Source organism: Pseudomonas sp. LPB4.O (assembly GCF_038383825.1).
GTDB lineage: Bacteria > Pseudomonadota > Gammaproteobacteria > Pseudomonadales > Pseudomonadaceae > Aquipseudomonas > Aquipseudomonas putida.
Genome location: NZ_CP151298.1, coordinates 5,786,241 through 5,808,600, shown reverse-complemented (window position 1 = coordinate 5,808,600; position 22,360 = coordinate 5,786,241). Strand labels below are relative to the sequence as shown.

At 63.3% G+C, this 22,360-nt stretch carries 24 protein-coding genes; 10 read left to right on the top strand and 14 right to left on the bottom strand.

Annotated features, from left to right (window positions below):
- Positions 1-101 precede the first annotated feature (101 nt).
- Both MRBLPB4O_RS26245 and MRBLPB4O_RS26240 read left to right on the top strand, forming a co-directional pair.
- Positions 102-767, top strand: coding sequence for a TetR/AcrR family transcriptional regulator (locus MRBLPB4O_RS26245; RefSeq protein WP_341797028.1), 666 nt, complete (start codon positions 102-104; stop codon positions 765-767).
- A 35-nt stretch (positions 768-802) separates the two neighbouring features.
- Complete coding sequence (locus MRBLPB4O_RS26240) at positions 803-1,657, top strand: sulfurtransferase (RefSeq protein WP_341797027.1); 855 nt, start codon at positions 803-805, stop codon at positions 1,655-1,657.
- Between the two features lie 174 nt (positions 1,658-1,831).
- On the opposite strand, the gene MRBLPB4O_RS26235 is transcribed toward MRBLPB4O_RS26240, so the two are convergent.
- The 6 genes from MRBLPB4O_RS26235 to MRBLPB4O_RS26210 form a co-directional block, all read right to left on the bottom strand.
- On the bottom strand, positions 1,832-2,824 hold the full coding sequence (locus MRBLPB4O_RS26235) for a hydrolase (protein WP_341797026.1): 993 nt from the start codon (positions 2,822-2,824) through the stop codon (positions 1,832-1,834).
- A gap of 60 nt (positions 2,825-2,884) precedes the next feature.
- Entirely contained in the window at positions 2,885-4,249 is a 1,365-nt protein-coding gene (locus MRBLPB4O_RS26230; RefSeq protein ID WP_341797025.1) for a pitrilysin family protein, read from the bottom strand.
- A complete protein-coding gene (locus MRBLPB4O_RS26225) occupies positions 4,242-5,543 on the bottom strand; it encodes a pitrilysin family protein (protein ID WP_341797024.1) in 1,302 nt (433 codons plus the stop codon). Before MRBLPB4O_RS26225 ends, MRBLPB4O_RS26230 begins: the two co-directional genes overlap by 8 nt.
- A 94-nt stretch (positions 5,544-5,637) precedes the next feature.
- On the bottom strand, positions 5,638-6,240 hold the full coding sequence (rsmD, locus tag MRBLPB4O_RS26220; protein ID WP_019473221.1) for a 16S rRNA (guanine(966)-N(2))-methyltransferase RsmD: 603 nt from the start codon (positions 6,238-6,240) through the stop codon (positions 5,638-5,640).
- Positions 6,240-7,730: a pitrilysin family protein gene (locus tag MRBLPB4O_RS26215; RefSeq protein WP_341797023.1), complete on the bottom strand. Its 1,491-nt coding sequence runs from the start codon at positions 7,728-7,730 to the stop codon at positions 6,240-6,242. The genes rsmD and MRBLPB4O_RS26215 overlap by 1 nt, the downstream gene beginning before the upstream one ends.
- Entirely contained in the window at positions 7,723-9,078 is a 1,356-nt protein-coding gene (locus tag MRBLPB4O_RS26210; protein ID WP_341797022.1) for a pitrilysin family protein, read from the bottom strand. Before MRBLPB4O_RS26210 ends, MRBLPB4O_RS26215 begins: the two co-directional genes overlap by 8 nt.
- A gap of 231 nt (positions 9,079-9,309) precedes the next feature.
- Between MRBLPB4O_RS26210 and ftsY the strand changes: the two genes are divergently transcribed.
- From ftsY to rpoH, 4 genes are all read left to right on the top strand, one after another.
- Entirely contained in the window at positions 9,310-10,881 is a 1,572-nt protein-coding gene (gene ftsY, locus MRBLPB4O_RS26205) for a signal recognition particle-docking protein FtsY (RefSeq protein WP_341797021.1), read from the top strand.
- Positions 10,882-10,883: 2 nt separating this feature from the next.
- Positions 10,884-11,555 carry a cell division ATP-binding protein FtsE gene (gene ftsE, locus MRBLPB4O_RS26200; protein ID WP_012274659.1) on the top strand — a complete coding sequence of 224 codons (672 nt, stop codon included), beginning with the start codon at positions 10,884-10,886 and terminating at the stop codon, positions 11,553-11,555.
- Positions 11,552-12,577, top strand: a complete 1,026-nt coding sequence (gene ftsX, locus MRBLPB4O_RS26195) for a permease-like cell division protein FtsX (protein WP_019473971.1) — start codon at positions 11,552-11,554, stop codon at positions 12,575-12,577. The genes ftsE and ftsX overlap by 4 nt, the downstream gene beginning before the upstream one ends.
- A gap of 111 nt (positions 12,578-12,688) precedes the next feature.
- On the top strand, positions 12,689-13,543 hold the full coding sequence (rpoH, locus tag MRBLPB4O_RS26190) for an RNA polymerase sigma factor RpoH (RefSeq protein WP_003249083.1): 855 nt from the start codon (positions 12,689-12,691) through the stop codon (positions 13,541-13,543).
- Positions 13,544-13,676: 133 nt separating this feature from the next.
- Here rpoH and mtgA read toward each other — a convergent pair whose 3' ends face one another.
- Positions 13,677-14,387 (bottom strand): monofunctional biosynthetic peptidoglycan transglycosylase, encoded by a 711-nt coding sequence (gene mtgA, locus MRBLPB4O_RS26185; RefSeq protein WP_341798935.1) that lies wholly within the window; start codon positions 14,385-14,387, stop codon positions 13,677-13,679.
- A 64-nt stretch (positions 14,388-14,451) separates the two neighbouring features.
- On the opposite strand from mtgA, the gene MRBLPB4O_RS26180 reads away from it, so the two are divergent.
- The 4 genes from MRBLPB4O_RS26180 (at position 14,452) to trmB (ending at position 16,725) form a co-directional block, all read left to right on the top strand.
- Positions 14,452-14,823 (top strand): DUF423 domain-containing protein, encoded by a 372-nt coding sequence (locus MRBLPB4O_RS26180; protein ID WP_341797020.1) that lies wholly within the window; start codon positions 14,452-14,454, stop codon positions 14,821-14,823.
- A 102-nt stretch (positions 14,824-14,925) separates the two neighbouring features.
- Positions 14,926-15,126, top strand: a complete 201-nt coding sequence (gene thiS, locus MRBLPB4O_RS26175; RefSeq protein ID WP_341797019.1) for a sulfur carrier protein ThiS — start codon at positions 14,926-14,928, stop codon at positions 15,124-15,126.
- Positions 15,127-15,180: 54 nt separating this feature from the next.
- Positions 15,181-15,993: a thiazole synthase gene (locus MRBLPB4O_RS26170; protein WP_003249091.1), complete on the top strand. Its 813-nt coding sequence runs from the start codon at positions 15,181-15,183 to the stop codon at positions 15,991-15,993.
- Positions 15,994-16,002: 9 nt separating this feature from the next.
- Positions 16,003-16,725: a tRNA (guanosine(46)-N7)-methyltransferase TrmB gene (gene trmB / locus MRBLPB4O_RS26165; protein WP_060516925.1), complete on the top strand. Its 723-nt coding sequence runs from the start codon at positions 16,003-16,005 to the stop codon at positions 16,723-16,725.
- A gap of 629 nt (positions 16,726-17,354) precedes the next feature.
- Here the strand turns inward: trmB and MRBLPB4O_RS26160 are convergent.
- The 7 genes from MRBLPB4O_RS26160 to MRBLPB4O_RS26130 form a co-directional block, all read right to left on the bottom strand.
- The gene (locus tag MRBLPB4O_RS26160) at positions 17,355-17,681 is read right to left on the bottom strand and encodes a DUF3392 domain-containing protein (RefSeq protein ID WP_016502064.1); all 327 of its coding nucleotides are present in this window, start codon (positions 17,679-17,681) and stop codon (positions 17,355-17,357) included.
- A gap of 9 nt (positions 17,682-17,690) precedes the next feature.
- A complete protein-coding gene (gene hemW / locus MRBLPB4O_RS26155) occupies positions 17,691-18,866 on the bottom strand; it encodes a radical SAM family heme chaperone HemW (RefSeq protein WP_341797018.1) in 1,176 nt (391 codons plus the stop codon).
- The gene (gene rdgB, locus MRBLPB4O_RS26150; protein WP_341797017.1) at positions 18,863-19,459 is read right to left on the bottom strand and encodes an RdgB/HAM1 family non-canonical purine NTP pyrophosphatase; all 597 of its coding nucleotides are present in this window, start codon (positions 19,457-19,459) and stop codon (positions 18,863-18,865) included. Before rdgB ends, hemW begins: the two co-directional genes overlap by 4 nt.
- The gene (locus MRBLPB4O_RS26145; RefSeq protein ID WP_341797016.1) at positions 19,456-19,890 is read right to left on the bottom strand and encodes a DUF4426 domain-containing protein; all 435 of its coding nucleotides are present in this window, start codon (positions 19,888-19,890) and stop codon (positions 19,456-19,458) included. The genes rdgB and MRBLPB4O_RS26145 overlap by 4 nt, the downstream gene beginning before the upstream one ends.
- Positions 19,891-19,912: 22 nt before the next feature.
- Positions 19,913-20,533, bottom strand: a complete 621-nt coding sequence (metW, locus tag MRBLPB4O_RS26140; protein WP_016502060.1) for a methionine biosynthesis protein MetW — start codon at positions 20,531-20,533, stop codon at positions 19,913-19,915.
- A gap of 7 nt (positions 20,534-20,540) precedes the next feature.
- Entirely contained in the window at positions 20,541-21,680 is a 1,140-nt protein-coding gene (locus MRBLPB4O_RS26135; RefSeq protein ID WP_341797015.1) for a homoserine O-acetyltransferase, read from the bottom strand.
- Positions 21,681-21,768: 88 nt separating this feature from the next.
- Positions 21,769-22,359, bottom strand: coding sequence for a YggT family protein (locus MRBLPB4O_RS26130; RefSeq protein ID WP_016502058.1), 591 nt, complete (start codon positions 22,357-22,359; stop codon positions 21,769-21,771).
- Between the last annotated feature and the right edge of the window lies 1 nt (position 22,360).

Here is a 22,360-nt window from a genome sequence, read left to right as displayed (position 1 = left end):
GACGATGGTGCGAATTTTTCCCCGCCGCCGAACGGTGCATTCCACCTGTAATACGCCGTAAGATGACCCTTTGATGAAAGCCCGCAGACTGGGAGCTGAGCATGGCCCCGCGCATGAAGACCCGAGAGCGCATCGTGCAGAACAGCCTGGAGCTGTTCAACCAGCAGGGCGAACGCAGCGTCAGTACCAACCACATTGCCGCGCACATGGAAATCTCGCCCGGCAACCTGTATTACCACTTCCCCAACAAGCAGGCGATCATTGCCCTGTTGTTCAGCCAGTATGAAGAACTGGTAGACAGCTTCCTGCGCCCGCCGCAAGGCCGCCAGGCAACCGTGGAGGACAAGCGGTTCTACCTCAAGGCCTTGCTCGCGGCGATGTGGAACTACCGCTTCCTGCACCGCGACCTGGAGCACCTGCTGGACAGCGACGCGGAGCTGGCCGCCCGTTACCGGCGTTTTTCCGAGCGCTGCCTGCGCCAGGGCCAGGCGATCTACCGCGGCTTTGTCGAGGCGGGCATCCTGACCATGGCGCCGGCGCAGATCGAATCGCTGACCATCAATGCCTGGATCGTGCTGACGTCCTGGGTCCGTTTCCTCAGCACTACGCGTGAACATTCCGCGCACCTGGGTGAAGAAGCCTTCAAGCGGGGCGTCTATCAGGTGCTGGTGCTGGAACTCGGCTACGTCACCGAGGGTGCGCGCAGTGCTGTGGACGCCCTGTGCAAGGAATTCCATGTACCGTTCAACCAGGCTCTGGAACATTGACCCAGGGCCCTAGTGCCATCGATCAGGAGATTGTCATGCCCCTTGCGCAATTGATCACCCCGCAGCAGTTGGCCGAGCGTCTGGGCTCGCCCAAGTTGGTGATCCTCGACTGTCGCTTTGCCCTCGAGGATGTGGACTACGGCCAACGCAGCTATGCCCAGGGGCATATTGCCGGGGCGCATTTTGCCGACCTGGACCGCGACCTCAGCGGGCCGGTGAGCAAGGGGCACACCGGGCGCCATCCGCTGCCCGATGCGCGCCGGCTGGTGGAGCGCCTGCGCGAGTGGGGCCTGGACAACGACAGCGAGGTGGTGCTGTACGACGACGGCCCTGGCGCCTTTGCCGCCCGGGCCTGGTGGCTGCTGGCCTGGCTTGGCAAGCGCAACGGCGTGGCGATCCTCGATGGTGGCCTGAAGGCTTGGCATGCGGCGCACCTGCCGTTGAGCCTGGACTCACCGTCCAAACGTGAAGGCACCTTCAGTGGTGAGCCGGATGCCAAGCTGCTGATCGATGCCGAACACCTGGGCAAGCGCCTGGGCAGCACTGACCTGACCTTGATCGATGCGCGTGCCTTGCCGCGTTTTCGCGGTGAAGTAGAGCCGATCGACCCGGTGGCGGGGCATATTCCCGGGGCCCAGTGCGCGGCGTTTACCGACAACCTGGGGGCTGATGGTCGCTTCTTGCCTGTGGATCAACTCAAGCAGCGCTTTGCCGAAAAGCTGGCCGGGCGGGCACCGGAGCAATTGGTGTCTTACTGCGGGTCTGGGGTGACGGCTTGCCATAACCTGTTTGCGATGGCGCTGGCAGGGTATCCGCTGGGCAAGCTGTACGCCGGGTCGTGGAGCGAGTGGATCAACAACCCGCAGCATGCCGTAGCTACCGGCGAGTAAGCAGGTCCGGCCTCATCGCCGGCAAGCCAGCTCCCACAGGTACGTCACTGCCCATCAGGGCTGTGCCCTACCTGTGGGAGCTATTGCCTTGCTCACATTCCAAAGCTTGCGCGATCCCTGTGGGAGCTGGCTTGCCGGCGATGAGGCCGGTACTGCCAATGAAAACTGCGGTTCTTACTGGCCTTCGACCAGCCACTGCGGAATCCGCCGCTCCAGGTAGTACCCCGGGTTGCGCAGGCTGCCATCGACAAACCCCACATGGCCACCGCGGCGGTGCAGTTCGAAGCGCGTCTGGGGTGCCAGTTCACGGGCCGTAGGCAGGCTCTGGCCGGCCACGAACGGGTCATCGCTGGAATGGATGATCAGCGTCGGGGTGCGGTTCTGGCCGAGGAAGAAGTGGCTCGATGAGCGGCGATAGTAGTCGTGCACATCGCGAAAGCCATTGAGCGGTGCCGTGACTTTGCCGTCGAAGTCCCAGAACGTGCGCAAGTTGGTCAGTTGCCCCAGGCGCTCCAGCGCCGCCAGCCGTTCATGCTCGCCCTGCTCGTGGAAGTGCCGCTGCTTGAGCTGAACATACGCCAGCATCTCGCGCATGAAATGCGCCTGGTACACCTTGGAAAAGCCCTGGCCGATACGGTCGGCGCAGTGGTCCAGGCGAAAGGGCACCGACACGGCAACTGCCGCCTCCAGCTGGCTGGCAACGCCGCTCTCTCCCAGGTATTTCAACAGCACATTGCCACCCAGCGAGTAACCCACCGCATACAGCGGCGCCAACGGTCGCTGGGCGTGCAGGTGGCTGACAATTTCTGCCAGGTCTTCGCTGGCTCCGGAATGGTAGCTGCGCGGCAGCAGGTTGGGTTCGCCTGAGCAACCACGCCAGTTCACCGCCACGCTGGCCCAGCCGCGGTTTTGCAGCGCTTGCTGCAACCCTTTGACGTAGGGTGAATGGGACGAGCCGGTCAGCCCATGTAGCACGAGCACCAGTGGCGCCTGTGCCTGATGCGGGCCATGCCAGTCGAGATCGATGAAATCGCCGTCGGCCAGCCACAGGCGCTCGCGGTTGCGCTGCAGCTCAGGCAGCTTGCGCCACAAGGGGCCCCACAGCGTCTGCAGGTGGGGGTTGGACAGGCCGATGGCCGGACGGAAGGTGGCGCTTGGGCTGGGCATGCTGGGCAACTCATGATGTGCTTGCCTAGAGTGCCATGAAAAAGCGCCACAGTACCTGCGCTATTGGTCGGTGGCCGGCAGTAGTTGTTGCGCAGTGGGTGGGCCGACACTGACGCGTACCGCCTGGCTCAAATCGAGCTGACGCTGCATGACGGCGCGGACATCTGCCGGTGTCAGCCTGGCGAGGCGCTCGATGCAGCTGTCGAGAAAGTCGGCGGGCTGGCGTTGATGGGTAATTTGTGTGAGCAAGGCTGCCAGCAGCTTGTTCTGTGCCACATCGCGCAGCAGTTGCCCTGCCAGTTGCTTGCGCGCCACTTGCAGCTCGGCCTGGGTTGGCCCTTGTTCGATGAACTCGCGCAGCAACGTTTCAACCAGTACTTGAGAGCCTTCGACGTATTCTGGCGCGATATCCCATTCGGCGCTGAACAGGCCACCTGCGCTCAAGGCATTTACCCGAGTGTAGATGCCATACGTCAACCCGCGGCGGTGCCGCAGTTCATTCATCAAGCGTGACGCAATTCCCGACCCCAATACTTCACTCGCCAACACCAGGGCCGGATATTGCGGATGATTGGCGGGCACGCTCATGGGTAATGCAATCAGGACGGCACTGCTTGCGCCAGGCTGTTCGACGCTGAGCGTGGTGCCGGTTGCTGGAGCAGCGGCCGGCAGCTCGATTGCGGACCAGCCTTGGGGCAGCGCCTGACTGATCTGTTGTGAAACGGCCTGAGCCTGTGCAAGGGAAAGGTCCCCTACTACTACGATGTCCAGGTTACTGGCGCAGTAGGCACGTTGGTGGAAGCGCCTCAGATCCTCCGGGGTAACCTGGTCTATCCCTTGCGGAGTGCTGCCCGATGGGTTGCCATATGGATGACCACTGAACATATGACGAAAAGCTTCGCTACGCGCTCTCAGGCGAGGGTGCTTCTCGCCAGATGCATCGTGCCGCAGCAGTTGGCTTTTTATCTTGGCTAGCGCGTCAGCGGTGAAGGCAGGGCGTGCCACAAGGTCGATGAAAAGCGCCAGTGCCGGTTCGAACAGTGCTTCGGTGCTCAGGCTTCGCAAGCTCAGGGTTGCGTGCTCCAGGCGGATCTGCTTTTCCATGACAGCGCCCAGGCGCTCCAGTTGCTCTGCTTGCTGAGTGGCGGTGTGCTGCTGGCTGCCCTCTTCGAGCATGTAGAACGCCAGGGATGCCAGGCCGGGGAGTACGGTGTCCTGGGTTGTACCGGCCCTGAATTGCAGCACGATATCGACTATTGGCAGCCCTCGGGCTTCGACGAACTTCACCGCTGTGCCGCTATCCGTTGTCCACGCCTGGACGTGGGTATCAATGGGTTCGAAGAGGTCCAGATCAACCCCTTGGGCCGACACCAGACCACCATGAACAGGGCTGTCTGCAGTGGGGTATGAATTCGAGTCATTCATCAGCGCTTTCCTTGTGATGCGTAAAGGTGATGGTGGTCCGGGATTCGGTCAGGAAGTCATAAGCGGCCAGGCCTACCTGCTCGGCTGTCACGGCTCCGATGGCTTGCCGTTCATCCTCCAGTGCAACAGGGTCCAGGCCGCAGGCGGCCTGCTTGCCGATGGCTTCTGCCTGCTTGCCGATATCGTCCCTGTCGAATAATCGCTCCGCCAGAAGCCGTGCCTTGGCGCGCTGGAGGTCTTCTTTGCTGGGCGCTGACTGTCGGAACGCTTCGATTTCCATCAGCAGCCGTTCTGCCGCCGCCTCGGGTGCAACCTGCGGGCTGCAGAACGCGTAAAACGTCAGCAGGCTGTCCCCTCGTTGCCAGGGTTCATAGTCCGACCACACACCTTGCAGGACCGGTTCATCAAGCACGAGCAGGCGCTGGAGGAGGCTGGCCTGGCCTTGGGCAAGAATCTGGGGCAGCAGGCGCAGTGCATACGCTTGTGAGTCAGACCGGGCGGTGCATTGACTGGGTAGGTTGAAACTGATGATCACGCCCGTGTGCAGGCCGTGCTGGCGCAAGGTTTGAACGCGCCGAACCAGGCTGGAGGGCTCTACAGGTATTTGCCGGGCCGGCAGGCGATGAGCGGGGATCGCTGCGAAGTGTCGCGTTACCAGCGTTTGCAGTTGCGCCAAGGTAATGTCGCCGGCCACTGCCAGCGTCGCGTTGTTGGGGTGGTACCAGGTCCGGTACCACGTGCGTGCCGCGGCAGGTGTCATGTGGCCGAGGTCAGTCTTGTAGCCGATCGCGGGCGTGCCATAGCCGCGGTTGTCATAGGCCAGCAGCAGGTGATGTTCCAGGGCCTGCGACCACGGGTCGTTATCAACGTCTTCGCGTCGTTCAGCCATGACAACCGCCAGTTCGCGGGCAAAATGTGCATCGCTGAGGGTGGCGCTGGCCATGATATCGGCCATGGCTTCCAGGGCGATCTCCAGGCGGCTGGCGGGCAACGTCAGCGGAAAGGCCGTGGCATCGGGGAGGGTGAATGCATTTGCCTCACCACCCAAGTGGGTCATGAGGGAGGAGTATTGCCCCCCAGCCAGTTTGCTGCTGCCTTCGAACAGCAAATGCTCAAGGGCATGCGAAAGGCCGGTATGGCCTTCGGGCTCGTAGCTGGAACCCACGTGATACCACAGCTGTGCGCTGACCAGCGGGGCGCGGTGGTCTTCGCGCAGAAAGACGCGCAAGCCATTGGCGAGGGTAAAAGCACTTACCCGGCTAGCCGGTGTGGGCGGGGAGGGGCGGTCGGTCATGGTTGAAGTGCTCCTTCAAGAAACAAAGGAGCAGCTTCAGCCACGCAGGCGACGGGAATGCGGTAACTAAGTAAGCCAAACCCGGCTTACCGGGTCATCCTCGCTGCCAGAGCGCGTAATGCACCTGGCCGGTTTTCTTCTCGCGGTGCAGGCGCCAGTTGCCGGGCATCGGCAGTGTTGACGGCGCCGCTTCGCTTTCGGTGTAGATCAGCGCCTGTTCGCCCAGCCACTGGTTTTGCTCCAGCAGGTTGCAGGTGTTGGCCAGCAGGTCCTGGTGGAACGGCGGGTCGAGGAACACCACGTCGAACTGTTGCTTGGCCGGGCCTTGCAAGTAGCGCAGGGCATCGGTTTGCAGGATTTGCCCGCGCGGGCAACGCAGGATTTCGAGGTTGTTCTTCAGGTTGCCGATCGCCGCCGGGTTGCTGTCCAGTGCCACGGCATCCTTGGCGCCGCGAGACAGGGCTTCGAGCACCAGGGCACCGCTGCCGGTGAAGGCATCCAGAACGCGGGCACCCTCGATGTGCGGCGCCAGCCAGTTGAACAGGGTTTCGCGCACGCGGTCAGGCGTTGGCCGCAGGCCTTCGCCTTCCGGTACCGCCAGGCGGCGGCTACGCCACTCGCCGGCGATGATGCGCAGGTGGCCCTGGCCCTTGCTTTGGCCCGATTGCGGGCGGGCGGGAGGGGTGGATCTTGGCATTAGTGCTCCGGTACCCCGAGCGCTTGCTCGGAGGGCTTGTCAGTGGGGGCTGGCAGCGGTTTTTGTGGCACTTTCGGGCCTACGGTGACGATCACCAGTTTATCGGCTGACAGGTGTTTGTTCATGGCCGCCTTGACCTGCTCGACGGTGAGGGCCTGGGACTGCTGCATGAAGTCCTCCAGCCAGGTCAGCGGCAGATTGTAGAAGCCGATTGCGCCCAACTGGCCGACGATGCTGGCGTTGCTTGCATTGGACAGCGGGAAGCTGCCGGCCAGTTCGCGCTTGGCATCGTCCAGCTCTTGCTGGGTGGGGCCTGTCTTCAGGTAGTCGGCAAGAATATCCTGTACCAGCTTGAGCGTGCCTTCACTGAGCTCGGCACGGGTCTGCAGGTTGATCATGAACGGGCCGCGCACCTGCATGGGGCTGAACACCGAGTACACGCCGTAGGTCAGGCCACGCTTTTCACGCACTTCGCTCATCAGCCGGGTACCGAAGGCGCCACCACCGAGGATCTGGTTACCCAGCGACAAGGCTGGCCAATCTGGGTCTTGGCGGTCGATACCAAGCTCAGCCAGCATGAGGTGAGTCTGTTTGGACGGGAAGTCGATGTGGGTCAGGCCGGCCTTGGCTTCGCTGGGCTGGGCTGGCGCGGCAAGCGCCGGGCCCTTGGGCAGGCCCGCCGAAACCTGGGCGGCAATGGCTTCGGCCTCGGCACGGCTGAGGTCGCCGACCAGAGCGATTACTGCGTTGCCGCCGGTATAAGCCTTGGCGTGGAAGGCGCGCAGTTGTGCCAGGGTAATGCCGTTGATGGTCTCTGCGGTGCCATCGCTTGGGTGGGCGTAGGGGTGGTCGCCATAGAGGTTGCCGAACAGCGCTTTGCCCGCGATCTTGCCGGGGTTCTGCTTCTCGTATTCGAAGCCGGCCAGCATCTGGTTCTTGATGCGCTTGAGGGCGTCCTCGGGGAAGGTCGGCTTGCCGGCCACTTCGGTGAACAGCTTGAGCGCAGGTTCGCGCTTGTCCTTGATGCTTAGGCTGCGCAGCGACGCCACGGCCATGTCACGGTAGGAGCCGTTGCCAAAGTCTGCGCCCAGGCCTTCGAAACCTTCGGCGATGGCGGTGACGTCCTTGCCGGCCACACCCTCGTTGAGCATGGCGTTGGTCAGCGCCGCCAAACCAGGTGTTCCGGCGTCCTGGCTGCTGCCGGCGGCAAAGGTGACGCGCAGGTCGAACATCGGCAGTTCACGGGCTTCCACGAACAGCACACGGGCGCCTTCAGCGGTGCTCCAGTGCTGGATGTTCAGCTGGCGCCGGCTGGGTGCCTTGCCATCCAGCTCGGCCAGCGACTGCAAGGTGTTGGCCGGGCGGGCGGCGCTGGTGTCCGCCTTGGCGGCGTTGTCGGCCATGGCCGGGGCGGCCAGCACTGCCGCCAGCGCCAGGGCGCGGACGCCCGTGGCCAGCAGGGTTGGGCGCGGTGCGCGACGATCACTCATGAGCGGACTCCTCGGGCAGTACATGGGCAACGCTCAGGCGTTCGCGAGTGAAGTAGGTGCGCGCGGCGTCCTGGATGTCCTGCGGGGTGACGCGCTTGAGCTCGTCCAGCTCGCTGTCGATCAGTTTCCAGGACAGGCCGACGGTTTCCAGCTGGCCGATGGTGGTGGCCTGGCTGCTGATGGAGTCGCGGTCGTAGACCAGGCCGGCAATGACCTGGGCGCGTACGCGTTCGAGCTCTTCGGCGCTGGGCGGGGTGGTCTTGAGTTCTTCAAGCAACTGCCAGATGCCTTTCTCCACATCGTCGAGGGTTTTCTGCTTTTGCACGTTCGGCGTGGCCGAGATCAGGAACAGGCTGTCGCCGCGGGTGAAGGCGTTGTAGCTGGACGAGGCGCCGGCCACCAACTCCTGGCCACGCTCCAGGCGTGCCGGCATGCGGGCGCTGTAGCCGCCGTCGAGCAGTGCCGAGATCAGGCGCAGGGCATGCACGGTGCGCGGGTCCTTGGCGGTGGGCAGGCCGGGCACGTTGAAACCATAGATCAGGCTGGGCAGCTGGGTGCGTACGTGCAGGGTCAGCTGGCGCTGGCCAGGCTCGGCCAGCTCCAGTGGCAGCTTGGCCGGCGGTACGGCGCGCTTTGGAATGCTGCCGAAATACTTCTGTGCCAGGCCCTTGACCTCGTCGGCGGTGACATCGCCGACCACCACCAGGGTGGCATTGTTGGGTACGTACCAGGACTCGTACCAGTGGCGCAGTTCTTCGACCTTCATGCGCTCCAGGTCCGCCATCCAGCCGATGGTCGGCGTGTGGTAGCCGCTGGCCGGGTAGGCCATGGCGCGGAACAGCTCGAACGCCTTGGAGTTGGGCTGATCGTCGGTGCGCAGGCGGCGTTCTTCCTTGATTACCTCGATTTCGCGGCTGAACTCGTCGGCCGGCAGGCGCAGGCTGGCCAGGCGGTCGGCCTCCAGCTCCAGGGCGACCGGCAGGCGGTCGCGGGCCAGCACCTGGTAATAGGCGGTGTAGTCGTCGCTGGTGAAGGCGTTTTCTTCGGCACCCAAGTCACGCAGGATGCGCGAAGCTTCGCCGGGGCCGACCTTGGCGCTGCCCTTGAACATCATGTGTTCCAGCGCATGGGACAAACCGGTCTGGCCCGGGGTTTCGTAGCTGGAACCGACCTTGTACCAGATCTGCGAGACCACCACCGGGGCGCGATGGTCTTCGCGCACGACCACCTTCAGGCCATTGTCGAGGATGAATTCGTGGGTGGGTTGCACATCGGCGGCGAAGGCCACGAGCGGCAAGCAGAGCGTGCCGAGCAACAGGCCAGCGGCGCGGCGGGCTAGAGCATTCATAAGGTGTTTAACCTGTTCGGCGGCCCGCTGGGTTTAGCGTCGGCGGGCCAGGAGGTGCTAGGATACTGATCCGGTTGCCTGGCGACCATGCCTGTCGCCGTTCTGGCCCGCAGGACACTAAGACAAAACGTTGCGCATGAACCAGCAGGCTTCAAGATAGTCTGTTCTGCGTAGAGAGAATTCCCGATGGGCCATTGCTGGCTCATCGCTACCCTGAGATAGCCGTCCTCCATGTTTGGTTCCAACGACGACAAGAAAGCGCCGGCCGAGGCTGGCGAGAAGAAAGGCCTGTTCAGCTGGTTTCGCAAGAAGCCGCAGCAACCTGTCGCCGAACAGCCACAAGCCCCAGAGCCGCAGGCTGCAGAGCCTGTAGCGCCGCAGCCCGCCGTCGAGCGCCCTGAAGCTGCTCCGGTCGAGCCGGTGGTTGCAGAAACCCCCGTACCTGCAACCGAGGCGCCTCGGGCCGCCGAGCCGGCAACTGCCCCAGTGGTTACCCCGGTCCTTGAGCCCGCGCCCACCCCAGTGGCCGCCCCGGTCTTCGAGCCTGCACCCGCCCCAGTCCCGGCCCCCGAGCCTGCGCCGGCTGCAGAGGTTGTCCCGACCCTTCAGCCTGCCCCGGCCCCTGTGGGAGCGGGCGTGCCCGCGAATGCGCAGCCTGCGGCTCCGCAGGTCGAAACCCCTGCGCCGGTAGCTGCTCAAGCCGTTGAACCCCCTGTCAGCAACCTGGTCCTGCCCGTTGCCGAGGAACCTGTCGCTCTCGTCCCAGACCTGGAGCCAAAGGCCCCCCCAGCGATCCCCGAGCGTCAGGTGGCAGAGCCCGTCGCACCAGAGCCCGAGCCAGCTCCCGCAGCCGTCGCAACCGTTACCGAACAAGCCAAACCCGGCTTCTTCGCCCGCCTCAAGCAGGGCCTCTCGAAGACCAGCGCCAGTATCGGCGAGGGCATGGCCAGCCTGTTCCTCGGCAAGAAGGTCATCGACGACGACCTGCTCGACGAAATCGAGACGCGCCTGCTGACCGCCGACGTCGGTGTGGAAGCCACCTCGGCCATCGTCCAGAACCTGACCCAAAAGGTTGCCCGCAAGCAGCTGGCCGACGCCGACGCGCTTTACAAGTCGCTGCAGGAAGAACTGGCCGCGCTGCTGCGCCCGGTCGAGCAACCGCTGAAAGTGCAGGCGCAGACCAAGCCCTATGTGATCCTGGTGGTTGGCGTGAACGGCGCCGGCAAGACCACCACCATCGGCAAGCTGGCGAAAAAGCTGCAGGTGGAAGGCAAGAAAGTCATGCTTGCTGCCGGTGACACCTTCCGTGCCGCCGCGGTCGAGCAGCTGCAGGTGTGGGGCGAGCGTAACCAGATTCCGGTGATCGCCCAGCACACCGGCGCCGACTCCGCGTCGGTGATCTTCGACGCCGTGCAGGCCGCCAAGGCCCGTGGCGCCGACGTGCTGATCGCCGACACTGCCGGCCGCCTGCACACCAAAGACAACTTGATGGAAGAGCTGAAGAAGGTCCGTCGGGTGATCGGCAAGCTCGACGCCGATGCGCCACACGAGGTGCTGCTGGTACTCGACGCCGGCACCGGCCAGAACGCCATCAGCCAGGCCAAGTACTTCAACCAGAGTGTCGAACTGACCGGCCTGGCCCTGACCAAGCTGGACGGCACCGCCAAAGGCGGGGTGATCTTTGCCCTGGCCAAGCAGTTCAACATCCCGATCCGCTTCATCGGTGTTGGTGAAGGCATCGACGACCTGCGTACCTTCGAAGCCGAGCCGTTCGTCAAGGCTCTGTTCGCCGAGCGAGACTGACCATGATCCGATTCGAACAGGTTGCCAAGCGCTATCCCAATGGTCATGTGGGTTTGCATGAGCTGAGTTTCCGGGCGCGCCGGGGCGAATTCCTGTTCGTCACCGGCCATTCGGGCGCCGGCAAGAGCACCTTGCTGCGCTTGTTGCTGGCCATGGAACGCCCGACCAGCGGCAAGCTCATGCTGGCCGGTCAGGACCTGGGCCAGATCAGCAACGCGCAGATCCCGTTCCTGCGTCGGCAGATCGGCGTGGTGTTCCAGAACCACCAGCTGTTGTTCGACCGCACGGTGTTCAACAACATCGCCTTGCCACTGCAGATTCTCGGCTTGTCCAAGGCCGAGATCGCCAAGCGCGTGGATTCGGCGCTGGAGCGTGTGTCGCTGTCCGACAAGGGCGAACTGTTCCCGGCCGACCTGTCCACCGGGCAGCAGCAGCGGGTGGGTATCGCCCGCGCCATCGTGCACCAGCCGGCCCTGCTGCTGGCCGACGAACCCACCGGTAACCTCGACCCGCGCCTGGCAGCAGAGATCATGGGCGTGTTCGAGGACATCAACCGCCTGGGCACCACGGTATTGATCGCCAGCCATGACCTGGCACTGATTGCGCGCATGCGCCACCGCATGCTGACCTTGCAGCGCGGCCGCTTGATCGGCGATGGGGAGGCCGGGCAATGAGCACTATACGTACGCCGAAGGTTTCCGAGCGGGTTGCGCCAAAGCCGGCCGACCCGCAACCGGAGAAGAAAAAGCGCGGCGAGGACGATGACGGCCCGGATTTCCGCACACTGCTGCATGCCTGGCTGGAAAGCCACCGTGCCAGCATGGCCGACAGCCTGCGCCGCCTGGGCAAGCAGCCGATCGGCAGCTTTTTCACCTGCCTGGTGATGGCGGTGGCGCTGAGCATGCCCATGGGCCTGTCGTTGCTGCTGAAGAACGTCGAGCAGCTGGGCGGTTCGTGGCAGCGCGCTGCGCAGATTTCGCTGTACCTCAAGCTCGATGCCGGCAGCCGCGATGGTGAAGCGCTGCGCGACGAGATCAAGGGCATGCCTGGGGTGGCGGACGCGCAATTTGTCAGCCGCGAGCAGGCGCTGGAGGAATTCCAGCAGCAGTCCGGGCTGGGCGAGGCCCTGCGCGAACTGCCCGACAACCCGCTGCCTGGCGTGGTGGTAGTGACCCCGACCGAGGTCGACAAGCCGGCCCTGGACGCCTTGCGTCAGCGCCTGTCGGAGCTGCCACGGGTGGAGGTGGCGCAACTGGACCTGGTGTGGGTCGAGCGCCTGGCGGCCATCCTCAAACTGGGTGACCGCTTCGTCTTCGGCCTGGCCGTGATGCTGATTTCTGCCCTGCTGTTAGTAATCGGTAACACAATTCGTCTACACATTGAAAACCGCCGTGTCGAGATCGAAGTGATCAAGCTGGTAGGCGGCACTGACGCCTACGTGCGCCGGCCTTTCCTGTACATGGGCGCCCTGTATGGCCTGGGTGCGGGCTTGCTGGCGTGGGGTATCCTGGCGTTTGGCCTGAACTGGCTCAACGACGCGGTGGTAGGGCTTTCCGGGCTGTACGGCAGTGACTTCGCCCTGGGCGGGGTGCCGGCGTCCGATGGTCTGTCGCTCTTGATCGGAGCGGTGCTGTTGGGGTATATCGGTGCATGGATTGCCGTCGCTCGTCATCTGAACGAGCTGGCGCCGCGATAGTTTTTACGTGCCAGCATTGACATTTTCTTCACTGCGGAACTTGTACCGTCGTCCCAGGTCAATGTTGGCAGCGCCCACAAGGCGCGAGTTTAGTAAGTCGGAGGTTCTTGAATGACCACATCGTTGCAACCTGCCTATGCCCTGGTACCCGGTGCAAACCTGGAAGCCTATGTGCACACGGTCAACAGCATCCCGCTGCTGACGGTCGAGCAGGAGCGTGATCTGGGCGAGCGTCTCTATTATGAGCAGGATGTCGAGGCCGCTCGTCAAATGGTGATGGCCCACCTGCGTTTCGTCGTACATATCGCCCGCAGCTATGCCGGCTACGGGCTGGCCCAGGCTGACCTGATCCAGGAAGGCAACGTCGGCCTGATGAAGGCCGTCAAGCGCTTCAACCCGGAAATGGGCGTGCGCCTGGTGTCGTTCGCCGTACACTGGATCAAGGCAGAGATCCACGAGTTCATTCTGCGCAACTGGCGCATCGTCAAGGTGGCCACCACCAAGGCCCAGCGCAAGCTGTTCTTCAACCTGCGCAGCCAGAAGAAGCGCTTGGCGTGGCTGAACAACGACGAAGTGCATCGCGTGGCAGAAAGCCTTGGCGTCGAACCGCGTGAAGTGCGTGAGATGGAAAGCCGTCTGAGTGGCCAGGACATGGCCTTCGACCCGGCAGCGGAAGCTGACGACGACAGCGCCTTCCAGTCGCCTGCGCATTATCTGGAAGACCACCGTTACGACCCGGCGGTGCAGTTGGAGGATGCCGACTGGAGCGATAACTCCACCAGCAACCTGCACGAAGCGCTGCAAGGGCTGGACGAGCGTAGCCGCGATATTCTCTATCAGCGCTGGTTGGCGGAAGAGAAGGCCACGCTGCATGAGCTGGCAGACAAGTACAGCGTATCGGCTGAGCGGATTCGCCAGCTGGAGAAAAATGCGATGAACAAGGTCAAGGCATTGATCGCAGCCTGATCGAGCCTTGGTTGTAGAGAAGCCGCTGGCCCCGATGGGGCGAGCGGCTTTTTTGTGCACGGCGTGAATGTTGTGACGCCCGAGAGATCGAGCGCCGCCCGCGCGGCGCTCGATTTGCGCATCACCGCAAAATTCAAAGCTTGCGCGAAGTATCGAGCTGCATCAGGTAACCGGGCCCACCCAACTGGCTCATCTGCCGGCGAATCCACCCCGCCCGGCTAGCCACATAGGCACTTGGCCGGCTGGCACTCCACTTGATCGGGCTTGGCAGCACTGCGGCCAGTTGTGCGGCCTGCTGGCGGCTGAGCCGACTGGCATCGACACCAAAGTGATAACGCGCCGCTGCCTGGGCGCCAAATACGCCTTTGCCCCATTCGGCACTGTTCAGGTAAACCTCAAGAATCCGCTCCTTGGACCAGAACAGCTCGATCAGGGCCGTGAACCAGGCCTCCAGCCCTTTACGGAACCAGCTGCGCCCGGACCACAGGAACAGGTTCTTGGCCACTTGCTGGGTCAGGGTGCTGGCACCGCGAACATTGCCGCCGCGCTCGTTGTAGGCCAGCGCCGCCTGGATAGCCGGGATGTCGAACCCCCAGTGGCTGGCGAACTTCTGGTCCTCGCCGGCGATGACGGCAACCTTCAGCTCATCGGAGATGTTCTCCCACGGCTCCCAGTCGCGCTGCAGATCGATGGATTCTCCATTCACCCAAGACTGCACCTTGCGCTCGACCATCAGGGCCGTGCCGGGTGGTGGCACCCAGCGGAACACCAGTACCAGCACAATGCTGCCGGCAGCAAACCATAGCAGGGCACGGGAGAGGCGGCGGAGAAGGGTTGGCAGCATGGCGATGGCTTGGCCGTACGGGTGGAAGGGGCCATTATACAGACCCGATACAAGGAGTCGTCCCATGCTTCGCAGCTTCCTGATGCTTGCCGCCTTTTTCGGCTTTACCGGGGTCGCCCTGGGTGCCTTCGCTGCCCACGGCCTGAAAAGCCGGCTGACGGCAGACTACCTGGCGATCTTCCACACGGGCGTGACCTACCAGCTGGTGCATGCCTTGGCGATCTTCGCCGTCGCCGTGCTCTCGGTACACCTGCCCGGGCGCCTGGTCGGCTGGGCTGGCGGCCTGTTTGCCTTAGGCATCGTGCTGTTCTCCGGCAGCCTGTACCTGCTGACCCTCAGCGGCCTCGGCAAGCTGGGCATCATCACGCCGATCGGCGGCCTGTGCTTCCTGGCCGGCTGGCTGTGCCTGGGCCTGGCAGCCTGGCGGCTGGGCTGACCGAGTGGTCCACAATCGCGACTAATGGCGTGCACCGGCCTTGGGTTGCAGGTGGGTTCGGCGCTAGAATGCGGGCCCCAAAGAACAATGGTGGCCGTGCGCATGCGCATTCAACTGAACGGTGAACCTTACGAACTGCCTGCTGGCGAAAGCGTTGCAGCCCTGCTGACGCGCCTGGAACTGACCGGGCGCCGTGTGGCAGTAGAGCTGAACCTGGATATCGTGCCGCGTAGCCAGCACGACAGCACGGTGCTGAACGACGGCGACCAGGTCGAAGTGGTCCACGCCATCGGTGGTGGCTGACAGCAGCCCGGCGGTTTACAAGCAAGCCCAGCAACCTATTCCCGAGGAACAACGATGAGCAACGTTCGTAGCGACAAGCCCTTCACCCTGGCCGGGCGTACTTTCCAGTCGCGCCTGCTGGTCGGCACCGGCAAGTACCGTGACATGGAAGAAACCCGCCTGGCCACCGAGGCCTCGGGTGCCGAAATCGTCACCGTCGCCGTACGCCGCACCAACCTTGGCCAGAATGCGGGCGAGCCGAACCTGCTCGACGTACTGTCGCCCGACAAGTACACCATCCTGCCGAACACCGCAGGCTGCTTTGACGCGGTGGAAGCGGTGCGCACCTGCCGTCTGGCTCGTGAACTGCTGGACGGGCGCAAGTCGCACGAATCCCGCACGCTGGTGAAACTGGAAGTGCTGGCCGACCAGAAAACCCTGTTCCCCAACGTGATCGAAACCCTCAAGGCCGCCGAAGTGCTGGTCAAGGAAGGTTTCGACGTAATGGTGTACACCAGCGACGACCCGATCATCGCCCGTCAGCTGGCCGAAGTCGGCTGCATCGCGGTCATGCCGCTGGCTGGCCTGATTGGCACCGGCCTGGGCATCTGCAACCCCTACAACCTGCAGATCATCCTGGAAGAATCCAAGGTGCCGGTGCTGGTCGATGCCGGCGTAGGTACCGCTTCTGACGCCACCATCGCCATGGAAATGGGCTGCGAGGCAGTGCTGATGAACTCGGCCATCGCCCACGCCCAGCAGCCGGTGCTGATGGCCGAAGCCATGAAGCACGCCATCGTCGCCGGTCGCATGGCCTACCTGGCCGGCCGTATGCCGAAGAAACTCTATGCCAGCGCCTCTTCGCCGCTGGATGGTCTGATCAAGTAAGAGCTCCTGATGACTGAATCGCACGATACGCCGATCACCCCCGACGGCGAAGCCCGCCCACACCGCCGCATCAAAAGCTTCGTGATGCGCGCCGGGCGCATGACCGAAGGCCAGCAACGCGGCTTGGACCAGGGCGGCCCGCTGTACATCCTGCCGCTGGCCGACAGCCCGGTGGACTATGACCAGGTGTTCGGCCGTTCGGCGCCGCGCACCCTGGAGATCGGCTTCGGCATGGGCCATTCCCTGCTGGAAATGGCGGCTGCCGCGCCTGAGCAGGATTTTATCGGTGTGGAAGTGCACCGCCCGGGTGTCGGCGCGCTGCTGAACGGCGTACTGACTCAGGGCCTGAAGAACCTGCGGGTGTACGACTGCGATGCCATCGAAGTGCTGAACCGCTGTGTGGCGGACAACAGCCTCGACCGCCTGATGCTGTTCTTCCCAGACCCTTGGCACAAGGCGCGCCACCACAAGCGCCGCATCGTCCAGCTGGAGTTTGCCGAGCTGGTACGTCGCAAGCTCAAGCCTGGTGGCGTGTTCCACATGGCCACCGACTGGGAGCCGTATGCCGAGTACATGCTGGAAGTGATGAGCGCCGCCCCGGGCTATCGCAACCGTGCAGCCGACGGCACCTACGTGCCACGCCCGGAAGAGCGCCCGATCACCAAGTTCGAACGCCGCGGCGAGCGGCTGGGGCATGGGGTATGGGACTTGAAGTTCGAGAAGGCGGATTGATCGGCTGATCTGGCCTTTCGATGTGCTGGTGCTTGCAGAAATGCGGGCGAAAAAAACCGCCTTGAGAAAGGCGGTTTTTTTGTGAGCGACAGGACTGAGTATCCTTCGCTCTGGGACTTCACCGAAAACGTCCCCACAGTCAGGGGATCATAAGCAGCCAAAAAGGGCGCGTCAACGATCAGAAATATCCAGCATCACGTGTGTCTGCGCGGTTAACAGCTTTGATTGCGCATCCCAATTATCATCGTGTTGCTCCTGTGGGGAAAAATTCGGTGATGGGTCGGGTAGGAGAAGAATTCTGCTTTCCGGCCCCTTCGACACGGCCTGAGAACCGTGCCGGTAACTGACTTCGAAGGGCCATTAACCTGGCCACTTCACCGAACACGTCCCCAGAGTTTTCGAAGGCATCGAAGTGCCGGTTAGATGCTGGAAGATTGGCCCGCCAACACGGAGGCCAAGGCATATGAAGCGTTTGCTTGATGCGCTGAGCCGCGTCTGGAAGCTCATTCGGATCTTGATTGTGCTCAAGACCGTTCGGGACTTCATGCGTGACCACTTCGATGATGCCCGTTAAGGGCTAGTCAGGTGGTAGGGCTGCCCTGGTTTCCCGGGGCAGCTTTTTGCAACCCTTACCCTCGGCGATCAGCCACCACACCAATCAACACCAGCACCACCAGCAACACCGGCGCCAGCGCGTAGTTGTTGAACTGGCCCAGCCCCTTCACCACCCACGGCGTGGCGTAGATCAGTGCCGCACCGCTGCCCACCATCACCATCAGCGCCATGAACGGCACCCGCAGTGCACCCGCCAGGCCACCGAGGCGTTGTTCGGCCCAGGCTTTGACATCGCTGCCGAACAGCACCAGCAGGCAGCCTACCAAGGCCAGTGAAATCTCCGACAGATTGCCGCGGCTCCAGCGGGAAACCGTCGCGAGTAGATCAAGTACCAGATCCATGGGTCATCCTTAGGTCAAGAAATACTGCAGCAGGTCGTTGAGGAACAACTGGCCCCTTGGCGTGGCTACCAGTCGATCCGGTTCGACCTGTAAAAGGCCTTTTTGTTCGGCGGCGCGGCGTGCCTCGCGCAGTTGTGCAAGCGGCAAACCAGTGCGCTGGGTGAACAGTTCGGCTTCCACGCCATCGGTCAGGCGCAAGGCGTTCATCAGGAACTCGAACGGCAGCTCGTCGACCGGCAGCAGCTTCTCGCCGGCCTTGAACGGCTTGGCCAGGTTCAGGTAGTCCTTGGGCAGGCGGGTTTTCCAGGTGCGCAGGATGCGGCCGTCGGCGAAGGTCAGCTTGCCGTGTGCACCGGCACCAATGCCGATGAAGTCGCCAAAGCGCCAGTAGTTGAGGTTGTGCCGCGCGGCGCGGTCCGCCTGGGCATAGGCCGAAACTTCATACTGGCGGAACCCGTGCTCGGCCATCAGTGCCTGGCCCGCCTCCTGGATGTCCCAGAGGATGTCGTCCTCGGGCAGCTCTGGCGGCTGGTTCCAGAACACCGTGTTCGGTTCCACTGTCAGCTGGTACCACGACAGGTGCGTCGGCCCCAGGTCGATGGCCTGGCGCAGGTCACCCAGCGCGTCATCCAGCGACTGGTCGGGCAGGCCGTGCATCAGGTCCATGTTGAAGTTGTCGAAGCCGGCAGCACGCGCCATGCCGGCAGCACGGACCGCTTCGTCACCATTGTGGATGCGTCCCAGCGCCTCCAGCTTGGCTGGCTGGAAGCTCTGTACGCCGATGGACAGGCGGTTGATGCCGGTTTGCCGGTAGGCCTTGAACTTGTCCTGCTCGAAGGTACCCGGGTTGGCCTCCAGGGTGATTTCGATGTCTGGCGCGAACGGGATGCGTCGTTCCACGCCGCGCAGCAGCCGCCCCAGGGCGTTGGCACTGAACAGGCTGGGTGTACCGCCACCAAAGAAGATCGAGCTGATCGGGCGGCCCTGTACGGCGGCCAGCTCCTGGTCAAGGTCGTCCAGCAGGGCCGAGACGTAGGCGTCTTCCGGCAGTTCAGGCCCGGCAGCGTGGGAGTTGAAGTCGCAGTAAGGGCATTTGCGTACGCACCACGGGATGTGGATGTACAGCGCCAGCGGCGGCAGGCTGGTAAAGGCCGCCGCGCCGGGAGAGGACAGCATTTCGATCATGCCAGGCCCAGACGTTGGCGCAGCAGGGCCATGGCACGGGCGCGGTGGCTGAGCTGGTTTTTATCTGCCGGGGCCAGGTCGGCGCTGGAGCAGTTGCGCTCCGGTACCCAGAACAGCGGGTCGTAGCCGAAACCGTGCTCGCCGCTGGCTTCGAACAGGATGCTGCCGTGCCACAGGCCTTCGCACAGGATCGGCAACGGGTCGTCGGCATGGCGCACCAGCGCCAGGACGCAGACGAACTGCGCGCCGCGCTCGCCTTCGGGCACGTCTTTCAGGGCCTCGAGCAGCTTGGCGTTGTTCGCTGCGTCACCCTGGCCGTCGGCATAGCGTGCCGAGTAGATACCCGGCGCACCACCGAGGAAGTCCACGGCCAGGCCGGAATCGTCGGCCAAGGCGGGCAGCCCGGAAATACGCGCGGCGTTGCGTGCCTTGAGGATGGCGTTCTCGACAAACGACAGGCCGGTTTCTTCCGGCTCGACCTGGCTGAACTCGCCAATCGAGCGCAGCTGCACGGACTGGCCGAGCATGGCCTGGAGTTCCTTGAGTTTGCCGGCGTTATGGCTGGCCAATACGAGTTGCTGGAAATTCATCATTCGCCTGGGAACACTTCCTGGTTGAAGCTGAGGGAGTTACTGATGCCGCCTGTTTCGATGTTCAGGTCGAAGGTGACGGTTTCTGGCTGGTCGATCTTGAACTGGGCGATGTAGTACACCGCGCCCTGTTCGGTAACCTGCTTGAACGACAGCGGGCTGCTGCGCCCGGTCAGGTCCTTGACGGTGCCGCTGACCACCGCCATGGCAGGTTTGTCGGCCTTGAGCACGGTAATGTTGAGCACGCCCTGATTCTTGCTGCGTATCAGCCCGGTGGCTGCGGCCACCTTGGGTGTAAGCATGCTCGACGTGAATGCGCTGTAATGCACCGTCACGTCGCCAAACACTTCCTTGCGCTCGGGCCGGGCGGCATCGGCAGCCAGTACCGGCAATGCCAGGCACAGGCTGATCAGGAACAGGGCTAGGCGACGCATGGGGCAATTCCTCCGGTGGGCGTCAGACAGCGAGCTGGTGCTCTGGCAGGCCCGGGCTGCTGACGCGGTAGATGCCGATCTCACCTAGAAGATTAGGCCAAAGCCGGCCACCCCACCCGTTGCGGTGCAAGTGGTCGACGGCCAGGCGGTCAAGCACCTTGGCCCTGCGTTCGTGCACCAGCTCCTCGAAGTCGGCGAAGGTGCAGAAGTGGATGTTCGGCGTGTTGTACCAGGTATACGGCATGAAGTCCGATACTGGCATGCGGCCTTTGGTCGCCAGGTACCAGCGGCAGCGCCAGTGGCCGAAGTTGGGGAAGGTGATGATGCACTGGCGGCCCACACGCAGCATCTCGTCGAGGATGCGGTCGGGGTACTCCACGGCCTGCAGGGCCTGGGTCATGATCACTACGTCGAAACTGTTGCTGGCGAAGTTGCCCAGGCCCTTGTCCAGGTCCTGCTCGATGACGTTGACGCCCTTGGCCACGCAGGCGGCGATGTTGTCGGCGTCGATCTCCAGGCCATAGCCGGTGACCTGCTTGCGGTCACGCAGCGAGGCCAGCAGTTCGCCGCTGCCGCAGCCCAGGTCGAGTACCCGGCTGCCGGCGGGGATCCAGTCGTGGATGATTTCCAGATCGGCTCTCATGCTGTCCTCAGATGGCAATGCGGTTCATGTAGTTCGAGAAACCCTGGATGTAGCGAGGCGTGGGGATCAGGAAGGCATCGTGCCCGTAAGGCGATTCGATCTCCAGGTAGCAGACGTTCTTGCGCGCAGCCATCAGGGCGTCGACGATCTCGCGCGAGCGGGCCGGCGAGAAGCGCCAGTCGGTGGTGAACGACATGATGCAGTAATCCGCCTTCACGTGAGCCAGGGTGGCAGCCAGGTCACCGCCTTGAGCTGCGGCCGGGTCGAAGTAGTCCAGCGCCTTGGTCATCAGCAAGTAGGTGTTGGCGTCGAAACGGCCAGAAAACTCCTCGCCCTGGTAGCGCAGGTAGCTTTCGACCTGGAACTCGACGCTGTGGAAGTCGTAGTTGAGCTTGTCGCTTTTCAGTTCACGGCCAAATTTCTCACCCATCGAGTCGTCGGACAGGTAGGTGATGTGACCGACCATGCGTGCCAGCATCAGGCCGCGCTTGGGAATCACACCCTGATCCTGGAACGAACCCCCATGGAATTCGGGGTCGGTGAGGATTGCCTGGCGAGCTACTTCGTTGAAGGCGATGTTCTGCGCCGACAGCTTGGGTGCCGAGGCGATGTCGACGCAATGGCGCACACGCTCCGGGTAGCTGATGGTCCATTGCAGGGCCTGCATGCCGCCCAGGCTGCCGCCGACGACAGCGGCCCATTGCTGGATGCCCAGGCGCTCGCCCAGGCGCACTTGGCTGTGCACCCAGTCCTCTACGGTCAGTACCGGAAAGTCGGCGCCGTAAGGCTTGCCCGTGGCCGGGTTGACGCTGCTGGGGCCGGTGCTGCCGTTGCAGCCGCCGAGGTTGTTCAGGCTGACCACGAAGAAGCGGTTGGTGTCGATCGGTTTGCCAGGGCCGATGCAGCTGTCCCACCATCCCGGTTTGCGGTCGGTGGCGGCATGGTAGCCGGCGGCATGGTGGTGGCCGGACAGGGCATGGCAGATCAGCACGGCGTTGCTCGCGCTGGCGTTCAGGGTGCCATAGGTCTCGTAGACCAGCTCGTAACTGGCCAGGGAGCGGCCACAAGCCAGTGCCAGCGGTTCATCGAACCGGGCGGTTTGCGGTACTACCAGACCGACGGAATCTTCGGGAAAGACAGTGGACATCGACCCTGCTCACGCTTGACGGAGGCGTAAGTCTAAAGAGCGCTACCCCCAGCGGCAAGCAAAGGCTTGCCGCTGGAAGCAACCAGGGTCAGATCATGCGCCACAGTTCTTGTGGCATGCCTGCGTAGGCGGCCAGCGGGGGCATGACGAACGATTGGATCACCTGGATCGCCAGGAAGGCGAAGATCGGCGAGATGTCCATGCCGCCCAGGTTGGGCACGAGGCGGCGGAACGGTGCCAGCACCGGCTCGCTGATCTGATAGGCCAGCTCGGCGGCCGGGTTGTGGCTGTTGGGGGCAACCCAGGAGACGATGACCATGACAATCATCGCCACCCAGAAAATCTTCAGGAACAGCGAGGTGATGCCGATGATCGCCCACATCAGCAGGTGCAGGACGTCACCGAAGGTGCCGTAGGTGACCATCAGCACGAAGCCCATCAGCAGGGCCTGGATGATGACCGCCAGCAGCAGCGACGAGGTGTCCAGCCCACCGATGCTGGGGATGATCCGGCGGATTGGCTTGAGCAGCGGCTGCGTGGCGCGCACTGCGAACTGGCACAGCGGGTTATAGAAGTTGGCTTTGACCAGTTGCAGGACAAAACGCAGCAGGACGATCACCAAGTAGAGGCTGACCAGGGTTTGCACCACGAAGATCGCGGCGCCGGACAGTGCATTCATC

What these genes read in the sequence shown, in the direction of transcription:
- MRBLPB4O_RS26245 (WP_341797028.1), top strand. Translation starts at nt 102, where the DNA reads ATGGCCCCGCGCATGAAGACCCGAGAGCGCATCGTGCAGAACAGCCTG.
- MRBLPB4O_RS26240 (WP_341797027.1), top strand. Translation starts at nt 803, where the DNA reads ATGCCCCTTGCGCAATTGATCACCCCGCAGCAGTTGGCCGAGCGTCTG.
- MRBLPB4O_RS26235 (WP_341797026.1), bottom strand. Translation starts at nt 2,824, where the DNA reads ATGCCCAGCCCAAGCGCCACCTTCCGTCCGGCCATCGGCCTGTCCAAC.
- MRBLPB4O_RS26230 (WP_341797025.1), bottom strand. Translation starts at nt 4,249, where the DNA reads ATGAATGACTCGAATTCATACCCCACTGCAGACAGCCCTGTTCATGGT.
- MRBLPB4O_RS26225 (WP_341797024.1), bottom strand. Translation starts at nt 5,543, where the DNA reads ATGACCGACCGCCCCTCCCCGCCCACACCGGCTAGCCGGGTAAGTGCT.
- rsmD (WP_019473221.1), bottom strand. Translation starts at nt 6,240, where the DNA reads ATGCCAAGATCCACCCCTCCCGCCCGCCCGCAATCGGGCCAAAGCAAG.
- MRBLPB4O_RS26215 (WP_341797023.1), bottom strand. Translation starts at nt 7,730, where the DNA reads ATGAGTGATCGTCGCGCACCGCGCCCAACCCTGCTGGCCACGGGCGTC.
- MRBLPB4O_RS26210 (WP_341797022.1), bottom strand. Translation starts at nt 9,078, where the DNA reads ATGAATGCTCTAGCCCGCCGCGCCGCTGGCCTGTTGCTCGGCACGCTC.
- ftsY (WP_341797021.1), top strand. Translation starts at nt 9,310, where the DNA reads ATGTTTGGTTCCAACGACGACAAGAAAGCGCCGGCCGAGGCTGGCGAG.
- ftsE (WP_012274659.1), top strand. Translation starts at nt 10,884, where the DNA reads ATGATCCGATTCGAACAGGTTGCCAAGCGCTATCCCAATGGTCATGTG.
- ftsX (WP_019473971.1), top strand. Translation starts at nt 11,552, where the DNA reads ATGAGCACTATACGTACGCCGAAGGTTTCCGAGCGGGTTGCGCCAAAG.
- rpoH (WP_003249083.1), top strand. Translation starts at nt 12,689, where the DNA reads ATGACCACATCGTTGCAACCTGCCTATGCCCTGGTACCCGGTGCAAAC.
- mtgA (WP_341798935.1), bottom strand. Translation starts at nt 14,387, where the DNA reads ATGCTGCCAACCCTTCTCCGCCGCCTCTCCCGTGCCCTGCTATGGTTT.
- MRBLPB4O_RS26180 (WP_341797020.1), top strand. Translation starts at nt 14,452, where the DNA reads ATGCTTCGCAGCTTCCTGATGCTTGCCGCCTTTTTCGGCTTTACCGGG.
- thiS (WP_341797019.1), top strand. Translation starts at nt 14,926, where the DNA reads ATGCGCATTCAACTGAACGGTGAACCTTACGAACTGCCTGCTGGCGAA.
- MRBLPB4O_RS26170 (WP_003249091.1), top strand. Translation starts at nt 15,181, where the DNA reads ATGAGCAACGTTCGTAGCGACAAGCCCTTCACCCTGGCCGGGCGTACT.
- trmB (WP_060516925.1), top strand. Translation starts at nt 16,003, where the DNA reads ATGACTGAATCGCACGATACGCCGATCACCCCCGACGGCGAAGCCCGC.
- MRBLPB4O_RS26160 (WP_016502064.1), bottom strand. Translation starts at nt 17,681, where the DNA reads ATGGATCTGGTACTTGATCTACTCGCGACGGTTTCCCGCTGGAGCCGC.
- hemW (WP_341797018.1), bottom strand. Translation starts at nt 18,866, where the DNA reads ATGATCGAAATGCTGTCCTCTCCCGGCGCGGCGGCCTTTACCAGCCTG.
- rdgB (WP_341797017.1), bottom strand. Translation starts at nt 19,459, where the DNA reads ATGATGAATTTCCAGCAACTCGTATTGGCCAGCCATAACGCCGGCAAA.
- MRBLPB4O_RS26145 (WP_341797016.1), bottom strand. Translation starts at nt 19,890, where the DNA reads ATGCGTCGCCTAGCCCTGTTCCTGATCAGCCTGTGCCTGGCATTGCCG.
- metW (WP_016502060.1), bottom strand. Translation starts at nt 20,533, where the DNA reads ATGAGAGCCGATCTGGAAATCATCCACGACTGGATCCCCGCCGGCAGC.
- MRBLPB4O_RS26135 (WP_341797015.1), bottom strand. Translation starts at nt 21,680, where the DNA reads ATGTCCACTGTCTTTCCCGAAGATTCCGTCGGTCTGGTAGTACCGCAA.
- MRBLPB4O_RS26130 (WP_016502058.1), bottom strand. Translation starts at nt 22,359, where the DNA reads ATGAATGCACTGTCCGGCGCCGCGATCTTCGTGGTGCAAACCCTGGTC.